General features: G+C 68.3%; 17 protein-coding genes. 6 read left to right on the top strand and 11 right to left on the bottom strand.

Annotated features, from left to right (window positions below; all coding sequences use genetic code 11):
- Positions 1–16 precede the first annotated feature (16 nt).
- Genes QRN21_RS17360 through QRN21_RS17350 form a run of 3 tightly spaced genes read right to left on the bottom strand, consistent with a single transcriptional unit; the run spans position 17 to position 4,201 of the window.
- A complete protein-coding gene (locus QRN21_RS17360) occupies positions 17–1,669 on the bottom strand; it encodes a GMC oxidoreductase (protein WP_285365464.1) in 1,653 nt (550 codons plus the stop codon).
- The gene (locus tag QRN21_RS17355) at positions 1,666–2,577 is read right to left on the bottom strand and encodes a YegS/Rv2252/BmrU family lipid kinase (protein ID WP_285365463.1); all 912 of its coding nucleotides are present in this window, start codon (positions 2,575–2,577) and stop codon (positions 1,666–1,668) included. Before QRN21_RS17355 ends, QRN21_RS17360 begins: the two co-directional genes overlap by 4 nt.
- Entirely contained in the window at positions 2,570–4,201 is a 1,632-nt protein-coding gene (locus QRN21_RS17350) for an FAD-binding oxidoreductase (RefSeq protein ID WP_235567488.1), read from the bottom strand. The genes QRN21_RS17355 and QRN21_RS17350 overlap by 8 nt, the downstream gene beginning before the upstream one ends.
- A 20-nt stretch (positions 4,202–4,221) precedes the next feature.
- On the opposite strand from QRN21_RS17350, the gene QRN21_RS17345 reads away from it, so the two are divergent.
- The 3 genes from QRN21_RS17345 (at position 4,222) to QRN21_RS17335 (ending at position 7,109) form a co-directional block, all read left to right on the top strand.
- A complete protein-coding gene (locus tag QRN21_RS17345; RefSeq protein WP_230101212.1) occupies positions 4,222–4,830 on the top strand; it encodes a TetR/AcrR family transcriptional regulator in 609 nt (202 codons plus the stop codon).
- Entirely contained in the window at positions 4,827–6,272 is a 1,446-nt protein-coding gene (locus tag QRN21_RS17340; RefSeq protein ID WP_285365460.1) for a glycerol-3-phosphate dehydrogenase/oxidase, read from the top strand. The genes QRN21_RS17345 and QRN21_RS17340 overlap by 4 nt, the downstream gene beginning before the upstream one ends.
- Positions 6,273–6,413: 141 nt before the next feature.
- Positions 6,414–7,109, top strand: coding sequence for an SPFH domain-containing protein (locus QRN21_RS17335; RefSeq protein ID WP_285365459.1), 696 nt, complete (start codon positions 6,414–6,416; stop codon positions 7,107–7,109).
- 57 nt (positions 7,110–7,166) lie between these two features.
- Here the strand turns inward: QRN21_RS17335 and dxs are convergent, their stop codons facing one another.
- The 5 genes from dxs to dut all read right to left on the bottom strand — a co-directional run bounded on the left by dxs (position 7,167) and on the right by dut (position 14,051).
- A complete protein-coding gene (dxs, locus tag QRN21_RS17330; RefSeq protein WP_056278804.1) occupies positions 7,167–9,107 on the bottom strand; it encodes a 1-deoxy-D-xylulose-5-phosphate synthase in 1,941 nt (646 codons plus the stop codon).
- A 168-nt stretch (positions 9,108–9,275) separates the two neighbouring features.
- A complete protein-coding gene (locus QRN21_RS17325) occupies positions 9,276–12,158 on the bottom strand; it encodes an aconitate hydratase (protein ID WP_171821918.1) in 2,883 nt (960 codons plus the stop codon).
- 108 nt (positions 12,159–12,266) lie between these two features.
- Positions 12,267–13,001, bottom strand: a complete 735-nt coding sequence (locus tag QRN21_RS17320; RefSeq protein ID WP_285365458.1) for a DUF3159 domain-containing protein — start codon at positions 12,999–13,001, stop codon at positions 12,267–12,269.
- Positions 12,998–13,585, bottom strand: a complete 588-nt coding sequence (locus QRN21_RS17315; protein ID WP_056278806.1) for a DUF3710 domain-containing protein — start codon at positions 13,583–13,585, stop codon at positions 12,998–13,000. Before QRN21_RS17315 ends, QRN21_RS17320 begins: the two co-directional genes overlap by 4 nt.
- Positions 13,578–14,051, bottom strand: a complete 474-nt coding sequence (gene dut / locus QRN21_RS17310; protein WP_185274837.1) for a dUTP diphosphatase — start codon at positions 14,049–14,051, stop codon at positions 13,578–13,580. The genes QRN21_RS17315 and dut overlap by 8 nt, the downstream gene beginning before the upstream one ends.
- Positions 14,052–14,063: 12 nt before the next feature.
- Between dut and QRN21_RS17305 the strand changes: the two genes are divergently transcribed.
- Positions 14,064–14,528, top strand: coding sequence for a DUF3093 domain-containing protein (locus QRN21_RS17305; protein WP_056278808.1), 465 nt, complete (start codon positions 14,064–14,066; stop codon positions 14,526–14,528).
- A gap of 114 nt (positions 14,529–14,642) precedes the next feature.
- Here QRN21_RS17305 and QRN21_RS17300 read toward each other — a convergent pair whose 3' ends face one another.
- Positions 14,643–14,936 (bottom strand): DUF4193 domain-containing protein, encoded by a 294-nt coding sequence (locus tag QRN21_RS17300; protein ID WP_042540214.1) that lies wholly within the window; start codon positions 14,934–14,936, stop codon positions 14,643–14,645.
- Between the two features lie 196 nt (positions 14,937–15,132).
- Here QRN21_RS17300 and sepH point away from each other — a divergent pair, with 196 nt between their 5' ends.
- Entirely contained in the window at positions 15,133–16,167 is a 1,035-nt protein-coding gene (gene sepH, locus QRN21_RS17295) for a septation protein SepH (protein ID WP_285365454.1), read from the top strand.
- Between the two features lie 27 nt (positions 16,168–16,194).
- On the opposite strand, the gene QRN21_RS17290 is transcribed toward sepH, so the two are convergent.
- Complete coding sequence (locus tag QRN21_RS17290) at positions 16,195–17,316, bottom strand: alkaline phosphatase family protein (protein WP_285365453.1); 1,122 nt, start codon at positions 17,314–17,316, stop codon at positions 16,195–16,197.
- 59 nt (positions 17,317–17,375) lie between these two features.
- Here QRN21_RS17290 and QRN21_RS17285 point away from each other — a divergent pair, with 59 nt between their 5' ends.
- Entirely contained in the window at positions 17,376–19,817 is a 2,442-nt protein-coding gene (locus QRN21_RS17285) for a DNA gyrase/topoisomerase IV subunit A (protein WP_285365451.1), read from the top strand.
- Between the two features lie 87 nt (positions 19,818–19,904).
- Here the strand turns inward: QRN21_RS17285 and QRN21_RS17280 are convergent, their stop codons facing one another.
- Positions 19,905–22,007 (bottom strand): DNA gyrase/topoisomerase IV subunit B, encoded by a 2,103-nt coding sequence (locus QRN21_RS17280; RefSeq protein ID WP_082297819.1) that lies wholly within the window; start codon positions 22,005–22,007, stop codon positions 19,905–19,907.
- Positions 22,008–22,057: the final 50 nt, after the last annotated feature.

Raw genomic sequence — 22,057 nt, 5'->3', positions numbered from 1 at the left:
GCCCCCTTTTCCGTGTCTACGGTGCAGGACGCTCGTCGAGCTCACCGGAACGCGGCCAGAACGACATCGCTCTCTCAGCGAGCGCGGTGATCGTGAGCGACGGATTCACCCCGGGATTCGCGGGAACCGCTGCGCCGTCCATGACGTGCAGCCCCTGGTGACCCCACACCCGGTGGAAGGGGTCGACGACACCGGTCTCGGGCGCCCCAGAGATCACCGCTCCGCCGAGGAAGTGGGCGGTGAGCGGAATCCCGAAGAATTCGGGCCAGGATCCGCGAGGCTCGGCGGCGACCCCGCCGTCCTTCTCGACACGCGCGGCGATCGCCGAAGCCGCGCGATGAGCCTGCGGAAGATGACTGGGGTTCGGTGCGCCGTGCCCCTGCGCGCTCGTCATGACCATCCGCCCGAATCTGCGCCGGAGCGACAGAGTGAGCGAATTGTCCAGGGTCTGCATCACGAGTGCGATGATGCCCCGTTCGCTCCAACGTCGGAGCGAGCCCAGGCGCAACTGACGGATCGGTGCGCGGACGACCTGGCCCAGCACACTCACGAGACGGCCTCCGAGACCTCGGTCTCCCGGCACCATCAGCGATGCGAGGGCCCCCATCAGGTTCGATCCCGGCCCGTACCGCACATTCTCGACGTGAGTGCTCTCGTCGATGTGGAACGAGGTCGTGATCGCGACACCGTGCGCGAGTTCGAGGGATGCCGGAACGGCGACGGCGACGGCACCGTCGAGAGCCTCGGAGTTGGTCCGCGTCAGGCGACCCACCGCATCGGAGACCCGTGGAAGGGCCCCGGACAGCTTCATCCGATGCAGCAGCTGTTGCGTGCCCCAGGTTCCCGCGGCGAGCACCACCTGACGCGCGCTCACGGTGCGACGGTCGCGCCGGAACCACGCTCCGCTGCGCTCCGTCGTCACGGCGAAGCCGCCGTCTGCCAGGGCACGCACCTCGGTGACGGTGCGCAGCGCTTCGATGACGGCGCCTCGCCTCTGGGCCAGAGCCAGGTAGTTCTTCATGAGCGTGTTCTTCGCGCCGACGCGGCATCCGACCATGCAGTTGCCGCAGAGAGTGCATCCGGTGCGGTCCGGCCCCTCCCCATCGAAGAAGGGATCGGGCGTTCGAACTCCCGGCGCGCCGAACCAGACCCCGACCGGCGCGTGTCGGAATGTGCTTCCTACGCCGAGATCTTCGGCCGCTCCTGCCATGATGCGCTCGACGGGTCCGGAGTGCGGGTAGCGCTCGACCACCCCGAGCATCCGCTTCGCCGTCGCATAGTGCGGCGCCAGCTCCTCCTCCCAGTCTGCGAGAGCGCCCCACTGCGGATCCGCGAAGAACGCTCCGCCGGGCTGGTACAGCGTATTGGCATAGTTGAGAGACCCTCCGCCCACGCCCGCCCCGGCGAGGATCATCACGTGCGGCAGGCGATGGATGCGCTGGATGCCGAAACAGCCGAGCCTCGGTGCCCACAGATAGCGGCGGACGTCCCAGCTGGTCTTCGCGAAGTCCTCGTCCTCGAAGCGTCGGCCCGCCTCGTACACGCGGACACGGTAGCCCTTCTCCACGAGCCGCAACGCAGCGACCGATCCGCCGAACCCCGAGCCGATGACGACGACGTCCTCGTCGAAGTCCTGGGCGTGGTGAGGAGAAGCCGACCTGTGGTTCACGGTGTCCCTCCGGCACCCGAGGGGACGAGGACGGTCAGCGCGGAGCGCCGGATTCCGATCGTGCACTCATCTTCGGCGATGCGCTCTCCGTCGGCGTAGACGACGAGTCCAGGCGCGCTCACTGTCACGGTACGAGCCTGGCGCCGCGTCACCTCCGGTCGAGCGAGATGCACTCCGCTCAGCAGGAGCGGGAACAGCCGCAGCAGGCGGAGCCGGGTCAGCGGCGCGACGTGCACGATGTCCAGCATCCCGTCGTCCGCGGTGGCGCCCACGCAGAGAGGCATGCCACCTCCGTAGCTCGGCGTATTGCCCACGGCGACGAGCGTTCCCGGCACGTGAACCGGCTCCGCGCCATCGAGGGAGACGGTGAAATCCATCGGCCGCAGTCGCACGAGCTCCACGACCAGCGCCAGGTAGTAGCGCAGCACGCCGCGCGGCCAGCGCAGCCGATTGGTCCGATCGCTCACCTTCGCATCGAACCCGAGGGCGGCGATCGTCAGGAACAGATCGACGCGGTCGGCGGCGCGGACTTCGCCGACATCGATCGTGCGCGGGATACCCGTCAGAGCGAGCTCGGCCGCAGCGACCGCGTCGCGACGCGGCAGGCCCAGGGCTCGAGCGAGGTCGTTGCCCGTGCCCGCAGGCACCAGGACCACCGGAACACCCGCAGCGCAGACCACGTCGAGGATGCCGGACAGCGTGCCGTCTCCGCCCACCACGACGAGCACCCCCGGGCGCGCGTCGAGCGCCCGAGTCGCCAGGAGCCGACTCGATGCCGCCGACTCGCCCGTGTACGCCCGCACGTCCGCTCCTCGGGATCGCAGGTGCGCCACGGCGACCTCGGTCTCTCGGGCACCACGACCTTTTCCTGCGAACGGGTTCGACAGCACCGCGATGTGCTCAGCCACGTCCGCGCGCCCGATCCGACGAGATGACCGCTCCCGGGTTGAGGATCCACGTCGGATCGAGCTCCCGCTTGATGGCCGCGAGGATTCGCACCCCCGTGTCTCCGATCTCCTGCTCCAGCCAGGCGGCATGATCACGACCGACCGCATGGTGATGGCTGATGGTACCGCCCGCCGCGAGCAGCGCATCGTTCACGCGTCGCTTGATCTGCGTCCAGGTGTCGAGCGGTTCGGATCGGAGGTTCGCGATCACCGTGAAATACAGCGAGGCTCCGGTGGGATAGACGTGCGAGACGTGGCACATCACGTACGACCGGGCGCCGGCATCCTCGAATCCTGCGCGAAGAGCCGACGTGACCGCCGCTCTGAGGTGCAGCAGGTTCGACCAGGTGGTCGCCGTCTCGAGCGTCTCGCAGAACACTCCTGCGTCCAGCAGCGAGTCGCGCAGATACGGACCGTCGAAGCGCCCGGAGAGCCACCCCTCTGCGGCGCCCTCACCCGACGAGATCCCACCGGCCGCCGCCAGGATCGCCGATGTGCGCCCCCGACGCTCGGCGATGTCGTCTCCCTCATAGACGGTGACGAGGCTCGCGCCCTTCGCGAGGGCCCGCCCGATCCGACCGACCTGGGCGAGGCTGACCGCCGTCTCGGCTTCATCCGACAGACGCAGCACTGTCGGGCCGCCACCGTGCTGCGTCACGCGGCGCAGTCCCTCGACGCCCTGCGTGAAGTCCGCGAAGGTCCAGGCTTCGAAGAGGCGGTCACGCGGTACCGGATGAACGCGCACTCTCACTTCGGTGATGACGCCGAAGATGCCCTCCGACCCCAGGAAGACGCGGACGAGATCGGGCCCGGCTGAAGATCCCGGCGACCGTCCGAGCTCGATGTCGCCGGTCGGCGTCGCGACTCTCAGCCCGGTGACCATGGAGTCGAATCGCCCATGCCCTGCCGAGTTCTGACCTGACGAGCGTGCAGCGGCGAACCCTCCGATCGTGGCGTACCGGAAGCTCTGGGGGTAGTGACCGAGTTCGAACCCCCTGGCCGCGAGCAGAGCCTCAGCATCCGGCCCCGTCGTTCCGGCGGCGAGAATCGCTTCGCCGCTCGCCTCGTCGAAGTGGATGAGGCCCGAGAGCCGGCGCAGATCCAGGCTGACGACAGCGCGGTGCGTGCCGCGTTCGGGATCGAGAGCGCCCACCACGCTCGTGCCACCACCGAACGGGATCACGGCTATCCTCCGGTCGACGCACGCCCGGAGCAGCGCCGCGACCTCATCGTGGGTTCCCGGCAGCACCACCGCGTCAGGGGAAGTCTGCTGAGGTCTACGGCGCCGGAGAAGGTCCGGCGTCGAACGTCCCCCGGCATGGCGGATGCGCGTCTCGCTCGAGATGTCGATGTGCTCCGCGCCGACGACGGCGGCCAGTCCCTCGAGATCGTCCTCCTGGAGCGACGACGGCGCGAGCGCCACCTCGGCGAGTTCCACGGGCGTCGCGGGCCTGTGCACGCGACCGAGCAGCAACGGCAGCATCATCCGGACGGCGCGCGGCAGATCCGACGCCCTGGCGGGATCGCCCCAGCCGTTCCATCGCATCTCCGTCGTCACGGCAACCCTGCCGTTCTCTGAGCCCATGCGTTACAGTGTGACAGATCATGGAAGAACGTCAACTGGTGCTCGACGCGATGTCCGACCGCGCTCCGGAGTGGGATGCCACGCAGTCGCGCATCCTCGACGCCGCCGATGCGCTGATCGGTCGACGAGGCGTGAATGGCGTCACGATCGCAGAGCTCGCTCGGCGCGCGGGTCACAGCCGGCCGACGATCTACCGCAGCTGGAACGACGCCGACGATGTCGTCCGCTCAGCGCTCCTGCGCAGAGTCGCGGTGATCCTCGCGCAGTTCCCCACGCACGCGACCAGCCGACACGGACTCGTCGACGATGTTCTCCGCTTCTCCACCCTCTTCCGTGCCGACGACGTGTACGGACGGCTTCTCGCCGATGAACCGGAGGCGTTCACCCGCTACACGCTGCAGCGTGTGGGTTCGAGCCAGAGACTCATCCTGAGGTGGCTGGCGACCGCGATCGGTGCGGCGCAGCAGGGAGGATCGGTGAGGCACGGCGATCCCGACGAGATTGCCGTCATGCTGCTGCTCATCGCGCAGTCGGCCGTGCTCTCGCACGGAACGGTGTCGGAGCTCCTCTCTGAGGAGTCTTGGGAGCGCGAGCTGCGAGCAGCCCTCGACGGGCTCCTGCGGCCATGACCGCGCACTCCCCCGACCTCAACGTCGCGCGTCGGGCCGCAGAGCTCTCCCTGGCCGCGGAGCAGACCGTCGACCTTCTGGTGATCGGCGGAGGCATCACGGGGGTCGGTGTCGCGCTCGACGCCGCCTCGCGGGGTCTGAGCGTCACCCTTCTCGAAGGCGAGGACCTCGCGTTCGGCACCAGCCGATTCAGCTCGAAACTGGTGCACGGCGGACTCCGTTATCTCGCCACCGGCGATGTGGCCACGGCGAAGGAGAGCGCATTCGAGCGTCACCTGCTGATGACCAGGATCGCGCCGCACCTCATTCGCTCTCTCCCGCAGCTGCTGCCCTTCACGACAGGGCTGACGGCCCGCCAGCGCGCAGCCGGCGCGGTCGGGATGGCCCTGGGTGATCTGCTGCGGATGCGAGCGGGCACGCCGCGCCGGTTCCTCCCCCCGCCGCGTCTCGTCTCGGCGCGTACGGCACAGCGGCTCTTCCCGTCGCTCGCCGGAGCTGGGCTGCGCGGAGGGATGCTCTCCTACGACGGGCAGCTGATCGACGACGCCCGCCTGGTCGTGACCGTCGCCAGGACAGCCGCCAGTCTGGGCGCCCGCGTCCTCACCCGCGTCCGAGCGCTCGAGCTGCGCGTCGACGGCGCGACCGCCGAAGACGTGCTGACGGGCGAGCGTCTGAACGTGCGCGCCCGATCCGTCGTCAATGCCACCGGCGTCTGGGCCGGAAACCTCGACGAGTCGATCACCGTGCGGCTCAGCCGCGGAACGCACATCGTGCTGGATGCCGCGGATCTCGGCGACCCGTCCGCGGCACTGACCATTCCGCATGAGGGGTCGATCAGCCGCTTTGTGTTCGCGCTGCCGCAGCAGCACGGCCGCGTGATCGTCGGACTCACTGACGAAGATGCGCCGGGCCCTGTTCCGCGGGTCCCCGAGCCGACCGAGGGCGAGATCGAGTTCCTGCTCGCGAACCTCAACCGAGTACTGACCGTCCCGATCACGCGCACGCAGGTCAGGGGATCGTTCGCGGGCCTGCGGCCGCTCGTCGACACCGGTGCGGCGTCGACGGCGGACATCTCCCGTCGGCACCTGGTCCGCGTCTCCGAGCGCGGCTTCGTCAACGTCCTCGGAGGCAAGCTGACCACCTACCGGCGGATGGCGGAGGATGCGGTCGACCTCGCCGTGGCATCGGCGGGGCTCGACGCCGGCGCGAGCCGCACGGTAACCCTCCGCCTCACCGACTCCGCGATGAGGGCCGAGGACGGCGGGGTCCGGGGGCACATCTCCCCAGCGACCATCGACTTCGCCGTCCGCGCGGAGGGCGCGATGACCGCCGACGACGTCCTCGATCGCCGCACCCGGCTCGGCCTCGTCGACGACGACCGGGAGCGGCAGAGGGCGTTCGTCGAATCCGAGGTCGCCGCGATCCTCGCCACGTTCTCCTGACGACGCCGCATCCGCGCGACCGCCGCCAACCGTATCCGCGTCACGGCACACCGGGTAACGAGCACGGAACAGCGAATGAACACCTTCGCCAGCGCCGCTCAGAGAGCGCTCCGAACGCGATCGAGGGGGCACAGTGGTGGCATGGACATGCTCCTCTCGATGTTGGGCGGCAAGGGAATGTCGGGGCTCTTCAAGACCGGCACGGCGATCCTCACGATCCTGCTGGTCGTGCCGGCGCTGCTGAAGATCTTCATCGTCACGGTCGATGAGGGGTGGGCTGCGATCCGCACCCGGAACGGCAAGCCGATCATACGGAACCGCCCGCAACGGCGCCCCACCTCACGTGGCGGAGCGGTCGGCGAGGTCGTGGTCCTCGTTCCGGGGTCGCATGGCGCGTTCCCCCTGTTCTACTGGTACCGACTGATCGATGTGCGCTGCAGGGCGACGGATCTGCCCGCGCGCGAGATGACCGGGGCGAGCGGCCATCAGCACCGGGTGCACGCGTCGTTCGAGTGGCGACCGATCCCGACCGGACGAGATCTCCGAGTGTTCGAACTCGACGTCGTGAACGTCAAAGAACGGGCCTCGAACATCGTGGGCGCCGCACTGCGCGACGTCATCCGCGGCCTCGAGGGCGCGGAGCTGCCCCACAACGACGAGATCAACACCCGCGTGATCGCGGCCAGCGCCGACGAGGTGCGTCGGGCATGCGGCGTCGAGCTGGTACGCGTCATGGTCACCGGTGACGCGCTCACCGACGGCTATCTGCTCTCGGCCGCGCTCCGGGACACCGATCGCGGGGCGCAGGCGGTCGCCGCACTCCACGCTCTCAACTGATCGCAGCGGTCGAACGGTCGGTGACCGTCATCCGCCGTCACGCGGTGGCGACGCCGGTCAGCGGCGTTCGTGCAGCGGCAGATCGACCGTCCCGCTCGTGCCCGCATCCCGAGCGACGGGGATCCGAGTCCCGAGCACCTGCGACACGACGTCCTGCGCGATCTTCGATGCGGTGAGACCGGCGTCGGCGAGGATCTGGTCCCTCGACGCGTGATCGATGAACTCGTCAGGAAGCCCCAGCTCGTCGACGGCGGTGTCGATGCCCGCCTCGCGAAGCACCTGCCGGACACGCGTGCCGATGCCGCCGACGCGGATGCCGTCTTCGATGGTGATGACCAGACGATGACGAGCTGCCATGCTCACGATCGACGGCTGCACCGGGATGGCCCAGCGCGGATCGATCACCGTGGCGCCGATGCCCTGAGCGCGCAGACGCTCTGCGACGTCCATCGCGAGCGCGGCGAACGGGCCGATGCCGATGAGCAGGACATCCTCGGATTCGCCGCGGGCGAGCACATCGACGCCGTCGTGCAGCCGCTCGATGGCCGGAAGATCCGCCGCGACGTCGCCCTTCGGGAAGCGGATGACGGTCGGCGCATCGTCGACGAGCACCGCCTCATCGAGGGCCTCCTGCAACCGGGCTCCGTCACGCGGCGCGGCGATGCGGATGTGCGGGACGATCTGCAGCATCGCGAGATCCCACATGCCGTGGTGGCTGGGACCGTCCGGGCCGGTGACGCCGGCGCGGTCGAGCACGAAGGTCACGCCCGCCCGATGCAGAGCGACGTCCATGAGCACCTGGTCGAAGGCGCGCCCCATGAAGGTGGCGTAGACCGCGACGACGGGGTGCAGACCTCCGAAGGCGAGACCTGCGGCCGACGCGACGGCGTGCTGCTCGGCGATGCCCACGTCGTACACGCGATCGGGGAAGCGCTCGGCGAACGGCGCGAGACCGGTCGGTCGCAGCATCGCTGCGGTCATCGCGATGACATCGCTTCGACGCTCTCCGATGGCGACGAGCGACTCGGAGAACACGTCGGACCAGCCCGTTCCGCTGGAAGAGAGTGTCTCGCCGGTCGCGGGGTCGATGCGTCCGACCGCATGGAACTGGTCGGCCTCATCGTCGCGAGCAGGCTGGTAGCCGCGGCCCTTCTCGGTGATCGTGTGCACGATCACCGGCGCACCGTACGATTTGGCCAGCTCGAGCGTCTCGAGCAGGGCGGGGAGATCGTGCCCGTCGACCGGGCCGAGGTACTTGATGTCGAGGTTCGAGTACAGCGCCTCGTTGTTCGTGAACCGCGAGAGGAAGCCGTGGGTGCCGCCGCGCACCCCGCGGAACACCGCGCGGCCGACCGGACCGAACGCACGGAAGAGTCGGTCCGACTTGTGGTGCAGCTCCTTGTACGCAGCCGCGGTGCGCACCCGGTTGAGGAACCGGGACATGCCGCCGATGGTCGGCGCGTAGGAACGACCGTTGTCATTCACGACGATCACGAGGTTGCGATCGTTGTCGTCGGAGATGTTGTTGAGCGCCTCCCACGTCATGCCGCCCGTGAGTGCTCCGTCGCCGACGACGGCCACGACGTGACGGTCGGCTCGCCCCGTGGCGGTCAGCGCGCGCGACACACCGTCGGCCCAGCTGAGCGAGCTCGACGCGTGCGAGGACTCGACCACGTCGTGAGGGCTCTCGCCGCGCTGGGGATACCCGGCGAGTCCACCGCGCACTCGCAGAGACGAGAAGTCCTGGCGACCGGTGAGGAGCTTGTGCACGTAGGACTGGTGCCCCGTGTCGAAGATGAAGGGGTCGTCGGGCGACGAGAAGACGCGGTGCAGAGCGATCGTGAGCTCGACGACACCGAGGTTGGGGCCGAGATGCCCGCCGGTGCGCGACACGTTCTCGACGAGGAACTCGCGGATCTCACCGGCGAGTTCGATCAGCTGATCCTCTGACAGGGAGTCGAGGTCACGGGGTCCTGAGATGCTCGGAAGAATGGGCATCTGCACCTCCTCTTAGGCACCGTTCGCGGCGCCGATTCCGGTACGGACGCCTGCTCGATCCTACCCCGGGCACCCGGGAAAGCTCGGAGAGCGACTCCCCCTTGACACCGCCCCCGGCACGCGGAAAGGGCCCGGTTCCGAAGAACCGAGCCCTTTCCGATCGTGCGATCAGACCAGCGAACGCAGCACGTACTGCAGGATGCCGCCGTTGCGGTAGTAATCCGCCTCACCGGGGGTGTCGATGCGGACGACCGCGTCGAACTCGACGACCTGCTTGCCCTCGGGCGAGTTCTCGCTCGGCGTGGCCGTGACGCGAACCGTCTTCGGGGTCACGCCGTTGTTGAGCTCCTCGAGACCGGAGATCGAGACGATCTCGGTGCCGTCGAGACCCAGGGACTCCCAGCTCTCACCGGCCGGGAACTGCAGCGGGACGACGCCCATTCCGATCAGGTTCGAGCGGTGGATGCGCTCGAAGCTCTCGGTGATGACCGCCTTGACGCCGAGGAGGCTCGTGCCCTTCGCCGCCCAGTCGCGCGACGATCCCGAACCGTACTCCTTGCCACCGAAGATGACGAGGGGCGTGCCCTGCTCCTGGTAGTTCATGCTCGCGTCGTAGATGTACGACTGCGGTCCACCGGGCTGGGTGAAGTCGCGGGTGTAGCCGCCCTCGACGACCTGGCCGTCGTTGACAGCCGAGACCATCAGGTTCTTCAGGCGGATGTTCGCGAACGTGCCGCGGATCATGACCTCGTGGTTGCCGCGACGCGATCCGAAGGAGTTGAAGTCCTTGCGGTCGACCCCGTGCTCCATGAGGTACTGCGCCGCGGGGGTGCCGGGCTTGATGTTGCCGGCGGGCGAGATGTGGTCGGTCGTGACCGAGTCGCCCAGAGTCGCCATGACGCGGGCGCCCTCGATGTCGCGCACCGGGGTGAGCTCCATCGTCATGCCGTCGAAGTACGGAGCCTTGCGCACGTACGTCGAGTTCTCGTCCCACTGGAAGATGTCGTCGTCCGGGGTGGGCAGGCTGCGCCAGCGCTCGTCACCGTCGAAGACGGTCGCGTACTGCTTGATGAACTGCTCACGCGAGATCGAGGAATCGACGATCTCCTGCACCTCGTCGGGCGTCGGCCAGATGTCCTTGAGGAACACGTCGTTGCCGTCGGATCCCTTGCCGAGCGCATCGTTCTCGAAGTCGAAGTGCATCGACCCCGCGAGGGCGTAGGCGATGACGAGCGGCGGGCTCGCGAGGTAGTTCATCTTCACGTCGGGGCTGATGCGGCCCTCGAAGTTGCGGTTGCCCGAGAGCACGGCGGTCACGGCGAGGTCGTGATCGTTGATGGCCGCGGAGACCTCTTCGATCAGCGGACCCGAGTTTCCGATGCAGATGGTGCAGCCGTAGCCGACGGTGTAGAAGCCGAGGCCCTCGAGGTCCTTGTCGAGTCCGGACTTCTCGTAGTAGTCGGTGACGACCTTCGAGCCGGGGCCGAGGGTGGTCTTGACCCAGGGCTTCTGCTTCAGGCCCTTCTCGAGCGCCTTGCGGGCGACGAGACCTGCGGCGATCATCACCGAGGGGTTCGAGGTGTTGGTGCACGAGGTGATCGCCGCGAGGGTCACTGCACCGTTGTCGAGGATGTACTTCTCACCCGACGGAGTGGTGACCGGCACGGGCTTCGACGCGTTCGCCGGTGCGCCGCTGTTGATGTGCACGGGCCGGGTGGTGCGCGGCTCCTCTTCACCGGGCGCGTTGCCCGGGTCGGAGGCGGGGAACGAGTGCTTCGACTCGAGGTCGACGACGTCGTCCGAGGTCGACGGTGCGGCGTAGGCCAGGATGTCCTGCTCGAACTGCGACTTCGCCTCGGAGAGGAGGATGCGGTCCTGCGGGCGCTTCGGGCCGGCGATCGACGGCACCACAGTGCCGAGGTCGAGCTCGAGGTACTCGCTGAAGACGGGCTCCTGCGATGCGTCGTGCCAGAGCTTCTGGGTCTTCGCGTACGCCTCGACCAGCGCGACGGCCTCGTCGCTGCGGCCGGTCAGACGCAGGTAGTCGAGGGTCACGTCGTCGATCGGGAAGATCGCCGCCGTCGAACCGAACTCGGGCGACATGTTGCCGATCGTCGCGCGGTTGGCCAGCGGCACGGATGCCACGCCCTCACCGTAGAACTCGACGAACTTGCCGACGACTCCGTGCTTGCGCAGCAGGTCGGTGATCGTCAGCACGACGTCCGTGGCCGTGACGCCGGCCGGGATCTCGCCGGAGAGCTTGAAGCCGACGACGCGCGGGATGAGCATCGACACGGGCTGGCCGAGCATCGCGGCCTCGGCCTCGATGCCGCCGACGCCCCACCCGAGCACACCCAGGCCGTTGACCATCGTGGTGTGCGAGTCGGTGCCGACGCAGGTGTCGGGGTAGGCGCGCAGCACTCCGTCGACGTCACGGTCGTAGATGACCTTGGCCAGGTGCTCGATGTTCACCTGGTGCACGATGCCGGTTCCGGGGGGAACGACCTTGAAGTCGCTGAATGCCGTCTGGCCCCAGCGAAGGAACTGGTACCGCTCGCCGTTGCGCTCGTACTCGATCTCGACGTTGCGCTCGAGGGCGTTCTCGGAACCGAAGAGGTCGGCGATCACCGAGTGGTCGATGACCATCTCGGCGGGCGAGAGCGGGTTGATCTTGTTCGCGTCGCCACCCAGCGCCGTGACGGCCTCGCGCATGGTGGCGAGGTCGACGATGCAGGGAACACCGGTGAAGTCCTGCATGACCACACGGGCCGGCGTGAACTGGATCTCGGTGCTCGGCTCAGCCGCGGCATCCCACGAACCCAGTGCTTCGATCTGCGCCTTGGTCACATTCGCGCCGTCCTCGGTGCGAAGCAGGTTCTCGAGGAGGACCTTCAGACTGAAAGGGAGCTTGTCGAAACCGGGCACCGTGTCGATGCGGAAGATCTCGTAGTCGGTGCTGCCGACCGTCAGGGTGCTCTTGGCACCGAAGCTGTTCACCGTGGACACGAATCCGTCTCCTTCTATTCGGATGGGAGCGACAGGCGCCTCCATCTTGCTCGCCAGCGAGCCCCTGCGGCTAGCAAGGCAGACCTAACCAGTCTGCTCCGCTCAGCCCTCAGGCGAAAGCCTGCAATTTATCTTGATGTCAAGATAAATCTATCACGGCTGAGCGGGCTTGTCGGCATCGGCGCCGCGCGGATACAGCGCGCGCACGACGAGCCAGGTGACGGCGATCAGCGGCGCGAACAGCGGCAGACCCATGATCAGCTTCAGCGTGCCGAGCGCGGTGACGTCTCCGGCGAGGTACAGCGGCAACTGCACTGCGAGACGTGCGAAGAACAGAGCGGCCCAGGCCACGCCGAGCCACAGGAACGCACGACGCTTGCGACGGTCGCGCCGCCATGCGGTGCCCTCCCCCATCAGGAAACCGACCGCGAGACCGATCAGCGACCAGCCGATCAGCGCCGACACCAGCATGCCGGTGCCATAGAGGGCGTTGGTGATGAGACCGGGGACGAAGTTGTCTTCGCCGCGGCCCGTCCACAGCGCGAGCGCAGCCGCGGCTGCGGCGGCCACGAGACCGCCGATGGCCGCAGACGGGGGTGACTTCTGGATCAGCCGCACGACGGTGAACACCGCGGCGAGCCCGACCGACACGCCCAGAGGAACGATCAGCGGCTCGGGGCGGATGGTGAAGAGGATGACGAACGCGAGGCTCGGAAGGACGGACTCGAGGATGCCGCGCCATCCGCCGATCGCGGACCACACCACACGGTGCGTCGCGCCGCTCTCGTTCGGGTCGAGACCCGCTCGGCGAGCGGCGCCGCCGAGAGCCGCGCCGACGATGTCCGATGCGCTCTGCTCGCGCTCGGGCTCCGGGGCCGGGGTGGTCACGCGGAGCCGGGAGTCGCGGGCATCTTCAGCGGGATCAGGTCGCGCGGCGGCATCGGAGCGCCACCGCGCACGACGACGATCGACCGGAAGAGATCCTCGACCTTGGCGGCCGCTTCGAGATCGGATGCCGCGGCTCCGCCGATGACCCCACGAAGGAACCAGCGGGGCCCGTCGATGCCGATGAAGCGCGCGAGGCGCAGCTCGGATCCCTCGTTGGCCGCCGCGGGAACCTCGGCGAGGAGCTCCTTGCCGAGGGGACCGTCGCGCTCCTCGACCCGGCCGCCCTGGGTGCGCACCTGATCACGCAGCTGCACCCGGGTCTCGTCCCAGAGGCCGCCCGAGCGCGGTGCCGCGAAAGGCTGCACCTGCAGGGACGAATCGGCGTAGTCGAGCCCGACGGCCACGATGCGCTTGGACTGCTCTTCGACCTCGAGCCGAAGGTTGAGGCCCTCGCGCGGAAGGATCTTGATGCCGCCGAGATCGATGTAGGGCCGGACGGGGTTCGCCTCGGAGTCGTCGAACGGGCCCTGTGTCGCCCGGTCGTCCGGTGCGGACTTCGAAGGAGTCGCGTTGTTGTCAGTCATTGGTCTGTCCTGCCGAAGGGGAATGGGATCCTGCCTGGTAGCCCGTCGAGCCGAAGCCACCCTCGCCGCGGACGCTCTCTGGCAGCTCCTCGACCGGGATGAACACGGCTCGGGTCACGGGCATCACGATCAGTTGCGCGATGCGATCGCCGACGGCGACATCGTACGCGCTGCGGATGTCGGTGTTGATCAGGCTCACCTTGATCTCACCGCGGTAGCCGGCATCCACCGTGCCGGGCGAGTTGACGATCGAGATCCCGTGCTTGGCCGCGAGTCCGCTGCGCGGCACCACGAATGCGGCGTATCCCTCGGGCAGGGCGATGCGCACTCCGGTGGCCACGAGCGCCCGCTCGCCGGGTGCCAGGTGGACGGCCTCGGCGGCGACGAGATCGGCGCCCGCATCACCGGGGTGGGCGTAGCCGGGCACCACAGAGGCGATAATGGGGACATCAACGGAATCAGTCACCCCACGAGGCTAATGCAGAACATCGCTCCTGACGCGCGGATCCACTACCGCGAGAGACTGTCCCCCAGCCTGTGGCTGCTGGTGACGGTCGCTCTGGCGGGCCCCATGGTGGCGCTCATCTTCGTGCCCGTCGGCTCGACCATCGCCCTGGTCGTCGGCGCAGCGGTCTCGGCTCTCCTCGTGATCGCCTTCCTCGCACTCGCCCCGCCCGTCTCGGTCGACGGCGATGTGCTGCGGGCCGGTCGAGCGCACATCGACGTCCGACACCTCGGCACACCACGGGCGCTGAACGGCGAAGAGGCGCGCCAGGCTCGAGGACCGGGGCTTCCGGCGCGAGGCTGGCATCTGATCCGGGGCGGGGTAGACGGCATCGTCGTCGTTCCGAACATCGACCCCGACGATCCCGTCGACACCTGGACCATCTCGTCGCGCACGCCCGATCGGCTGGCCGCCGCGATCGTCGCCGCCCAGCGCTGACCACGCCGCCCGCCTGAGCACGCTGCGGGATCGATCACGCCGCTCAAGGCCGGAAAGACGACGCGCCCCTGACCAAGAGGTCGGGGGCGCGTGAGATCTCGCTCTATGGTGCGCTCAGGCGGCGCACTCCTTGCAGATGGGGCCGGATGCGCCCTCGTGGTCGAGCTGAGAACGGTGCTTCACGAGGAAGCAGTTCATGCAGGTGAACTCGTCCTGCTGCGCGGGCAGCACGACGACATCGAGCTCGAGGTCGGAGAGATCCGCTCCCGGGAGGTCGAAGCTGGACGGGTTGTCCGCGTCTTCGTCTCCCGATGAGCCGGAGAGCTTGTCCGGCACACGCTCCTTGAGGGCTTCGATCGACTCGGAGTCGTCTTCACTCTTGCGGGGAGCGTCGTAGTCGGTTGCCATGTGGTAAATCTCCACTTTCATGCGAGTGGGTGGTGCGCCGTCGGGGTAATCGGCGGCCATAGTTTGCATGACCGCGGAGGAATAAGCAAATGCCCGCGGCTGCGACAGACCAAACTCACGGCACGCCCAGACTATTCCCGGTTCTGAGCGGCCCCGCGTGACACCATGAACGCACACCCATCAGAGGGGCATTCGCATGGAAAACGTCACCATCGTCGGCACAGAAGCAGGACTGCTCGTACTCGCGACCGAGTCGGGCGAGCGGTTCGCGCTGCCCATCGACGACGTCCTGCACCGAGAGATCCGTCGGGCGACGCGACAGAGCGAGCCGGCTGCTCAGCGTCTCGCGGCGAGCCCGCGCGACATCCAGGCTCAGATCCGCGCCGGTCTCACGGCGCCCGAGGTCGCGGCCCTCCTCGGCATCGGCGTCGACGACGTCATCCGCTTCGAAGGACCCGTTCTCGCCGAGCGCGAGCACGTCATCGGCCAGGCGCTCGCCGTACCCGTCCTGATCGGCAGCGATGTCGAGCCCGACGCTCAGCCGACTTTCGGCACCGCGATCCGAGCCAAGCTGTCAGAGGTCGAGGCCTCTGCCGAGCGCTGGGCGAGCTGGAAGGACGAGAGCGGCTGGATCATCAAGCTCGAGTTCACCGCCAACGAGGTCGAGCACGACGCTCGCTGGAGCTTCGACCCCCGCCGCAGCGCCCTCGCACCGCTCAACGCCGACGCGACCCAGCTGTCTCGCCAGGGCTCGCTGCCGGACGGACTCATCCCGCGACTGCGCGCCGTCGAGGCCGAACGGCAGGCATCACCCTACAAGGACGACAGCCGTTTCGACTCCGGCGCATTCGGACCACGTCTGCTCCCGGCGCCCGAAGCCGAGGTCGACGACAGCATCGCCCCAGAGCGCTCGATGGCAGCGGCGCAGGACGCCGCGATCAAGCGCGCGCCGGAGTCCGCGACGACGAGCCCCGAGACCGCCGACCTGCTCGAGGCGTTGCGACGCCGGCGGGGTCAGCGTGAGACCGCGCCGATCCTCGACGAGCCGGACGAGGAGAACACGGACCAGAGTCCGATCGCGCTGTTCGACGCCTTCGAGAGCGTTCCTGCGGAGAGTGACGAGCCGGAGCCCGCACCGGAGCCCGCGAACGAGGGCAACGGTCGCCGTCGACGCCGCAACGCGATGCCGTCGTGGGACGAGATCGTCTTCGGGGCCCGCACCGACGAGTAGACCGGCACCCGGCACGAGTGCGAGGACTCAGCGCGCGAAGGCTCCGAACCTGAGCAGCGGAACCTGACGCTCTTCCGGAGTCAGTCCCCCGTGCTGCCCGATCATTCCACGGCCGCGCTGGTCTGCAGCCGTGCCGTCGTAGACGGCACCGTTGCCCCGGGCCACGACGAGGATATCGCCGATCCGCGACGAGGCCGCCTCGGTCACCTCCGGGCCGAACAACCCCGCCGCGATCGCCTGATCCCTGGTTCCGACATCAGCGACGCCGTCGAGGTCACGAACCCACCGCTCGGCGACCGCAGATGCGTCGGCATCCGGTTCGACATAGACGTGCAGCATCCGCGGTTCCCCACCGAGATGGCGAACTCCCTCGAGGTGCTCTGCCTCGAGAACGATCTGCCGGTGCGCCGGCACGTCGAGCATGCCGTGGTCCGACGTCACGAGCACACCGACACCCGGCGGCACACGTCGTGAGAGCGCGGCGTCGATCTCCTCGAGCGCGGCGATCCAGTGCGCGGAGTCGAGGCCGTATCTGTGCCCCGCCTTGTCGGCCTCGGGCAGGTAGCAGTAGACGAGCGAGCCCGGGTGGCGCTCCGCGAGGTCGTATGCGGCCTCCACTCGCTCGGCGGGTGTCTGGGCGGCGACGAAGTCGGCACCGCGCAGCGTCGCACGGGTGAACCCGCTCCCCGCGTACGCCGCGACGCCGACGGCGAAGGTCGGACGGCCCTCTGACCTGGCGCGCTCGAAGACCGTCGGAGCCGCCTGCCACGTCGCCGGATCGAGACCATCCGACTCCCAGCCCGTGAGCTGGTTGACCAGCACGTCCCTGTCGGGATCGAGGACCCGGTAGCCGACCAGTCCATGCTGGCCGGGCCATGTGCCCGTGAGGATGCTGGTGAGAGCCGCCGCGGTGGTCGACGGGAAGACCGAATGGGCGACATCCTTCTTCGCCATGCCGGCGGTGAGCGCTCTGGCGTGGCCGGCATGGGCGCGCAGACTGATGGCGCCGAGGCCGTCGATGAGCACGAGGACGACGGACTCAGCCCGCGGCAGGGTCGCGGACTCACCGCGCAGAGCGGCGAACACGTCGTCCGCCACCCCGACGACGCTCCGGGCTGCCGGCGACTCGGACGGTAGAATGAGGGACATCCGAGCCAGTCTGACACAGGCTCCCGTACGCCCTCAGCCTCGCACCATTCAGGATGCCCATGCCGAAGACCCCGCCTGCCGAGCTCGCCCCTGAGCGCATCCAGGACATCGATCTCGAGACAGAGATGCAGGGTTCCTTCCTCGAGTACGCCTACTCGGTGATCTACTCGCGGGCTCTGCCCGACGCTCGCGACGGCCTGAAGCCCGTGCAGCGACGCATCCTGTATCAGATGGCCGAGATGGGCCTCCGTCCCGACCGCGGTCACGTCAAGAGCGCCCGCGTCGTGGGCGAGGTCATGGGAAAGCTGCACCCGCACGGCGACTCGGCGATCTACGACGCCCTCGTGCGCCTCGCCCAGGAGTGGGCGCTGCGCGTGCCGCTGGTCGACGGACACGGCAACTTCGGCTCGCTCGACGACGGTCCCGCGGCTGCGCGCTACACCGAGGCGCGTCTCGCCTCCCCCGCGATGGCGCTCACCGAGAACCTCGACGAGGACGTCGTCGATTTCATCCCGAACTACGACGGCCAGTTCCAGCAGCCGTCCGTGCTGCCCGCAGCTTTCCCGAACCTACTCGTCAACGGAGCGAGCGGTATCGCCGTCGGCATGGCGACCAACATGGCACCGCACAACCTGATCGAGGTCGTCGCCGCCGCCACCCACCTGCTCGAGAATCCCGACGCGACGACCGAAGAGCTCATGGAGTTCGTCCCCGGACCGGACTTCCCCTCGGGCGGCATCCTGATGGGTCTCGACGGAGTCAAGGATGCATACGCGACCGGACGCGGCGCATTGAAGGTGCGCGGCAAGGTGTCGGTCGAGCCACTCGGCCCGCGGCGCACCGGCATCGTCGTATCCGAGCTGCCGTACATGGTCGGGCCGGAGCGACTGATCGAGAAGATCCGTGACGCCGTCCAGTCGAAGAAGCTGCAGGGCATCAGCGACGTGACCGACCTCACCGACCGCAACCACGGCCTGCGCGTCGCGATCGGCATCAAGACCGGGTTCGACCCCAACGCCGTCCTCGAGCAGCTCTACCGACTCACGCCTCTCGAGGATTCCTTCAGCATCAACAACGTGGCTCTGGTCGACGGCCAGCCGCGCACCCTCGGGCTCAAGGAGATGCTGCGCGTCTATGTCGCGCACCGGCTCGAGGTCATCACGCGCCGCAGCCGCTATCGCCTCGCTCGCCGCGAAGAGCGTCTGCACCTCGTCGAGGGGCTCCTCATCGCGATCCTCGACATCGACGAGGTCATCCAGGTCATCCGCTCCTCCGACGACTCCGAGCAGGCGCGCGCACGACTGCGGTCCGTCTTCGACCTCAGCGAACTGCAGGCGGAGTACATCCTCGAGCTGCGCCTGCGGCGTCTGACGAAGTTCTCGCGCATCGAGCTCGAGACCGAGCGCGACGCGCTGCTCGCCGAGATCGCCAGACTCCGCGATCTCCTGTCGAGCGAGGCCCTGCTGCGCGCAGTGGTCGCACAGGAGTTGGATGCCGCAGCCGAGGCCTACGGCACTCCTCGCCGCACGCTCCTGATGAACGCCGCGCCCCCGAAGCCGCGCGCGACGAAGGGTGCCGTCGACCTGCAGATCGCCGATGCTCCCACCGTGCTCGTGCTGTCGACGACCGGACGCGCCGTGCGCGTGGACCTCGCCGAGGGGCAGGAGCTCACGCTGCCGGCCCGACGGAGCAAGCACGACGCGATCCTGACCACCGTCGACACGACGGTGCGCGCGGAGATCGGTGCACTGACGACGGAAGGGCGCGTGCTGCGCTTCTCCCCCGTCGATCTGCCGTCGGTACCGTCGTCTTCCGTGCAGCTCGCGGCAGGCGCGCCGCTGCGCGACTACCTCGGGATCACCACCCGCGGAGAGCGGATCCTCGCGTTCGTGCGCTTCGACAGCGACGTCCCGATCGCCCTCGGCACGGCCCAGGGCACAGTCAAGCGGATCGTTCCCTCCACGCTCCCCGTGCGTCCCGACCTCGAGGTCATCGGCATGAAGCCCGGCGACACGGTCGTGGGTGCTGTCGAGGCTCAGGATGACGCAGACCTCGTGTTCGTGACCACGGATGCCCAGCTGCTGCGCTTCTCGGCCTCAACCGTGCGCCCGCAGGGAGCACCGGCCGGCGGCATGGCGGGCATGAAGCTGGGGGCCGGCGCCTCGGTGCTGTTCTTCGGCGCTGTCACTCCGGATGCCGATGCCGTCGTCGCCACGGTCTCCGGTTCCGACAGCAGCCTGCCCGGTACCGAACCGGGACGTGCCAAGGTGACCTCGTTCGCGGAGTATCCCTCGAAGGGCCGAGCGACCGGCGGAGTCCGTGCCCACGCCTTCCTGAAGGGCGAGGACCGCCTCATGGTCGCCTGGGTCGGGCCGAGCCCGGCGCAGGCCGTCGATCCGACGGGTGCGGTGCGCAAGCTCCCCGAACCCGGCGCACGACGCGACGCATCGGGTCAGCCGGTGGACGGCGTGATCGGGAGCATCGGCCGCACTCTGGTCTGAGCGCTGTTCCACGCCGCTTGCCGAACGCCCACCGCGACGCGCTGCTCGACGTCTACCGCGCGGCTCTGGCGCTGAGGCGCTGACCGATCAGGCGTCGATCGATTCCCGGGAGAGGCGATCGGACGAATCGATGATGAACTCACGTCGAGGCGCGACCTCGTTGCCCATCAGCAGCTCGAACACGCGACCCGCCGCCTCGGCATCCTCCATGCGCACCCGGCGCAGCAGGCGGCCGCCGCGTTCCATGGTGGTCGTGGCGAGCTGCTCCGCGTCCATCTCGCCGAGTCCCTTGTAACGCTGAATCGGCTCGTGCCACCGCTTGCCCGACTTCCGGAGCTTGGCGAGAAGGGCGTGCATCTCCTGCTCGCTGTAGGTGTAGATGGTCTCGTTGGGCTTGGAGCCCGGATTCATCACGATCACGCGGTGCAGCGGCGGCACCGCGGCGAACACGCGGCCATGCTCGATGAGCGGCCGCATGTAGCGATAGAACAGCGTGAGCAGGAGCGTGCGGATGTGCGCGCCGTCGACATCGGCGTCGCTCATCAGGATGACCTTGCCGTACCGCGCGGCGTCGATGTCGAAGCTGCGGCCGGAGCCCGCACCGATCACCTGGATGATCGATGCGCACTCGGCGTTCGACAGCATGTCGCCGACCGACGCCTTCTGGACGTTGAGGATCTTTCCGCGAATGGGCAGCAGCGCCTGGAACTCGCTGTTCCGTGCGTTCTTCGCTGTGCCGAGCGCGGAGTCTCCCTCGACGATGAACAGCTCGCTGCGCTCCACCTCGTTCGTGCGGCAGTCGACCAGCTTGGTCGGAAGGGTCGAGGACTCGAGCGCGTTCTTTCGGCGCTGGGTCTCCTTGTGGGCACGAGCGGAGACTCGTGCCTTCATCTCCGCGACCACCTTGTCGAGCAGCTGCGTCGATTGGCTCTTGTCGTCGCGCTTCGTCGAGCTGAATCGGGCGCCGAGATCCTTCCGGAGCACCTGGGCCACGATCTGACGCACGGCCGGGGTGCCGAGGATCTCCTTCGTCTGGCCCTCGAACTGCGGCTCGGGGACGTTCACCGTGAGCACCGCGGTGAGCCCGGCGAGGACGTCGTCCTTCTCGAGCTTGTCGTTGCTGCCGACCTTCAATCGACGTGCGTTCTGCTCGACCTGCGAGCGCAGCACCTTGAGCAGCTCCTGCTCGAAGCCCTGCTGGTGGGTGCCGCCCTTGGGGGTCGCGATGATGTTGACGAACGACCGCGTGGTCGTGTCGTAGCCGGTGCCCCACCGCATCGCGATGTCGACGGCGCAGACGCGCTCGACCTCTGTGGCGATCATGTGGCCGTCGGCCTGCAGCACCGGCACTGTCTCTTTGAACGTGCCTTCGCCCTGGATGCGCCAGGTGTCGGTGACGGGAGCGTCGTTCGCGAGGTACTCGACGAACTCCGAGATGCCGCCGTCGTACCGGTAGGACGTCTCGATCGGCTGGCCCTCGACCTCGGCGCCGTTGGCCGCGCGCTCGTCGCGGATCACGAGTTCCAGCCCTGGGACGAGGAACGCCGTCTGACGTGCGCGAGTCACCAGGTCGTTGAGCTGGAACGCGGCATCCTTCGTGAAGATCTGGTGATCCGCCCAATAGCGGATACGTGTTCCGCTCGTGCCGCGCGGCGCCTTGCCGACGACCCGCAGCTCGCTCTTGTCCTGGAACGGGGTGAACGGAGCGTCCGGCCGCTTCTCGCCCTTGTCGGCGAAGAGCCCGGGTTCGCCACGATGGAACGACATGGCATAGGTCTTGCCACCTCGGTCTACCTCGACGTCGAGCCGCTCCGAGAGGGCGTTCACCACAGAGGCGCCCACACCGTGCAGACCACCGGATGCCGCGTAAGAGCCTCCACCGAACTTGCCGCCGGCATGCAGCTTCGTGAAGACGACCTCGACGCCGGTGAGACCGGTGCGCGGTTCGACGTCGACGGGGATGCCGCGACCGCGGTCGTGGACCTCGACACTGCCGTCCTCATGCAGGATGATGTCGATCTTCGAGCCGTTGCCCGCGACGGCCTCGTCGACGGCGTTGTCGATGATCTCCCAGAGGCAGTGCATCAGGCCCGGGGATCCGTTCGAGCCGATGTACATACCTGGGCGCTTGCGGACGGCCTCGAGCCCTTCGAGCACCTGGAGATGATGGGCGGAATACTCGGCGGTCACAATCTCCGAGTCTATTCGCGATCCCTCTCCACCAGCCGCAGACACTCCCC

It is taken from the genome of Microbacterium sp. LMC-P-041 (assembly GCF_030209555.1).
In the GTDB taxonomy this organism is placed as follows: Bacteria; Actinomycetota; Actinomycetes; order Actinomycetales; family Microbacteriaceae; genus Microbacterium.
Note: the sequence above shows the minus strand (reverse complement) of the source record. Positions and strands in the feature narration are given on the sequence as shown.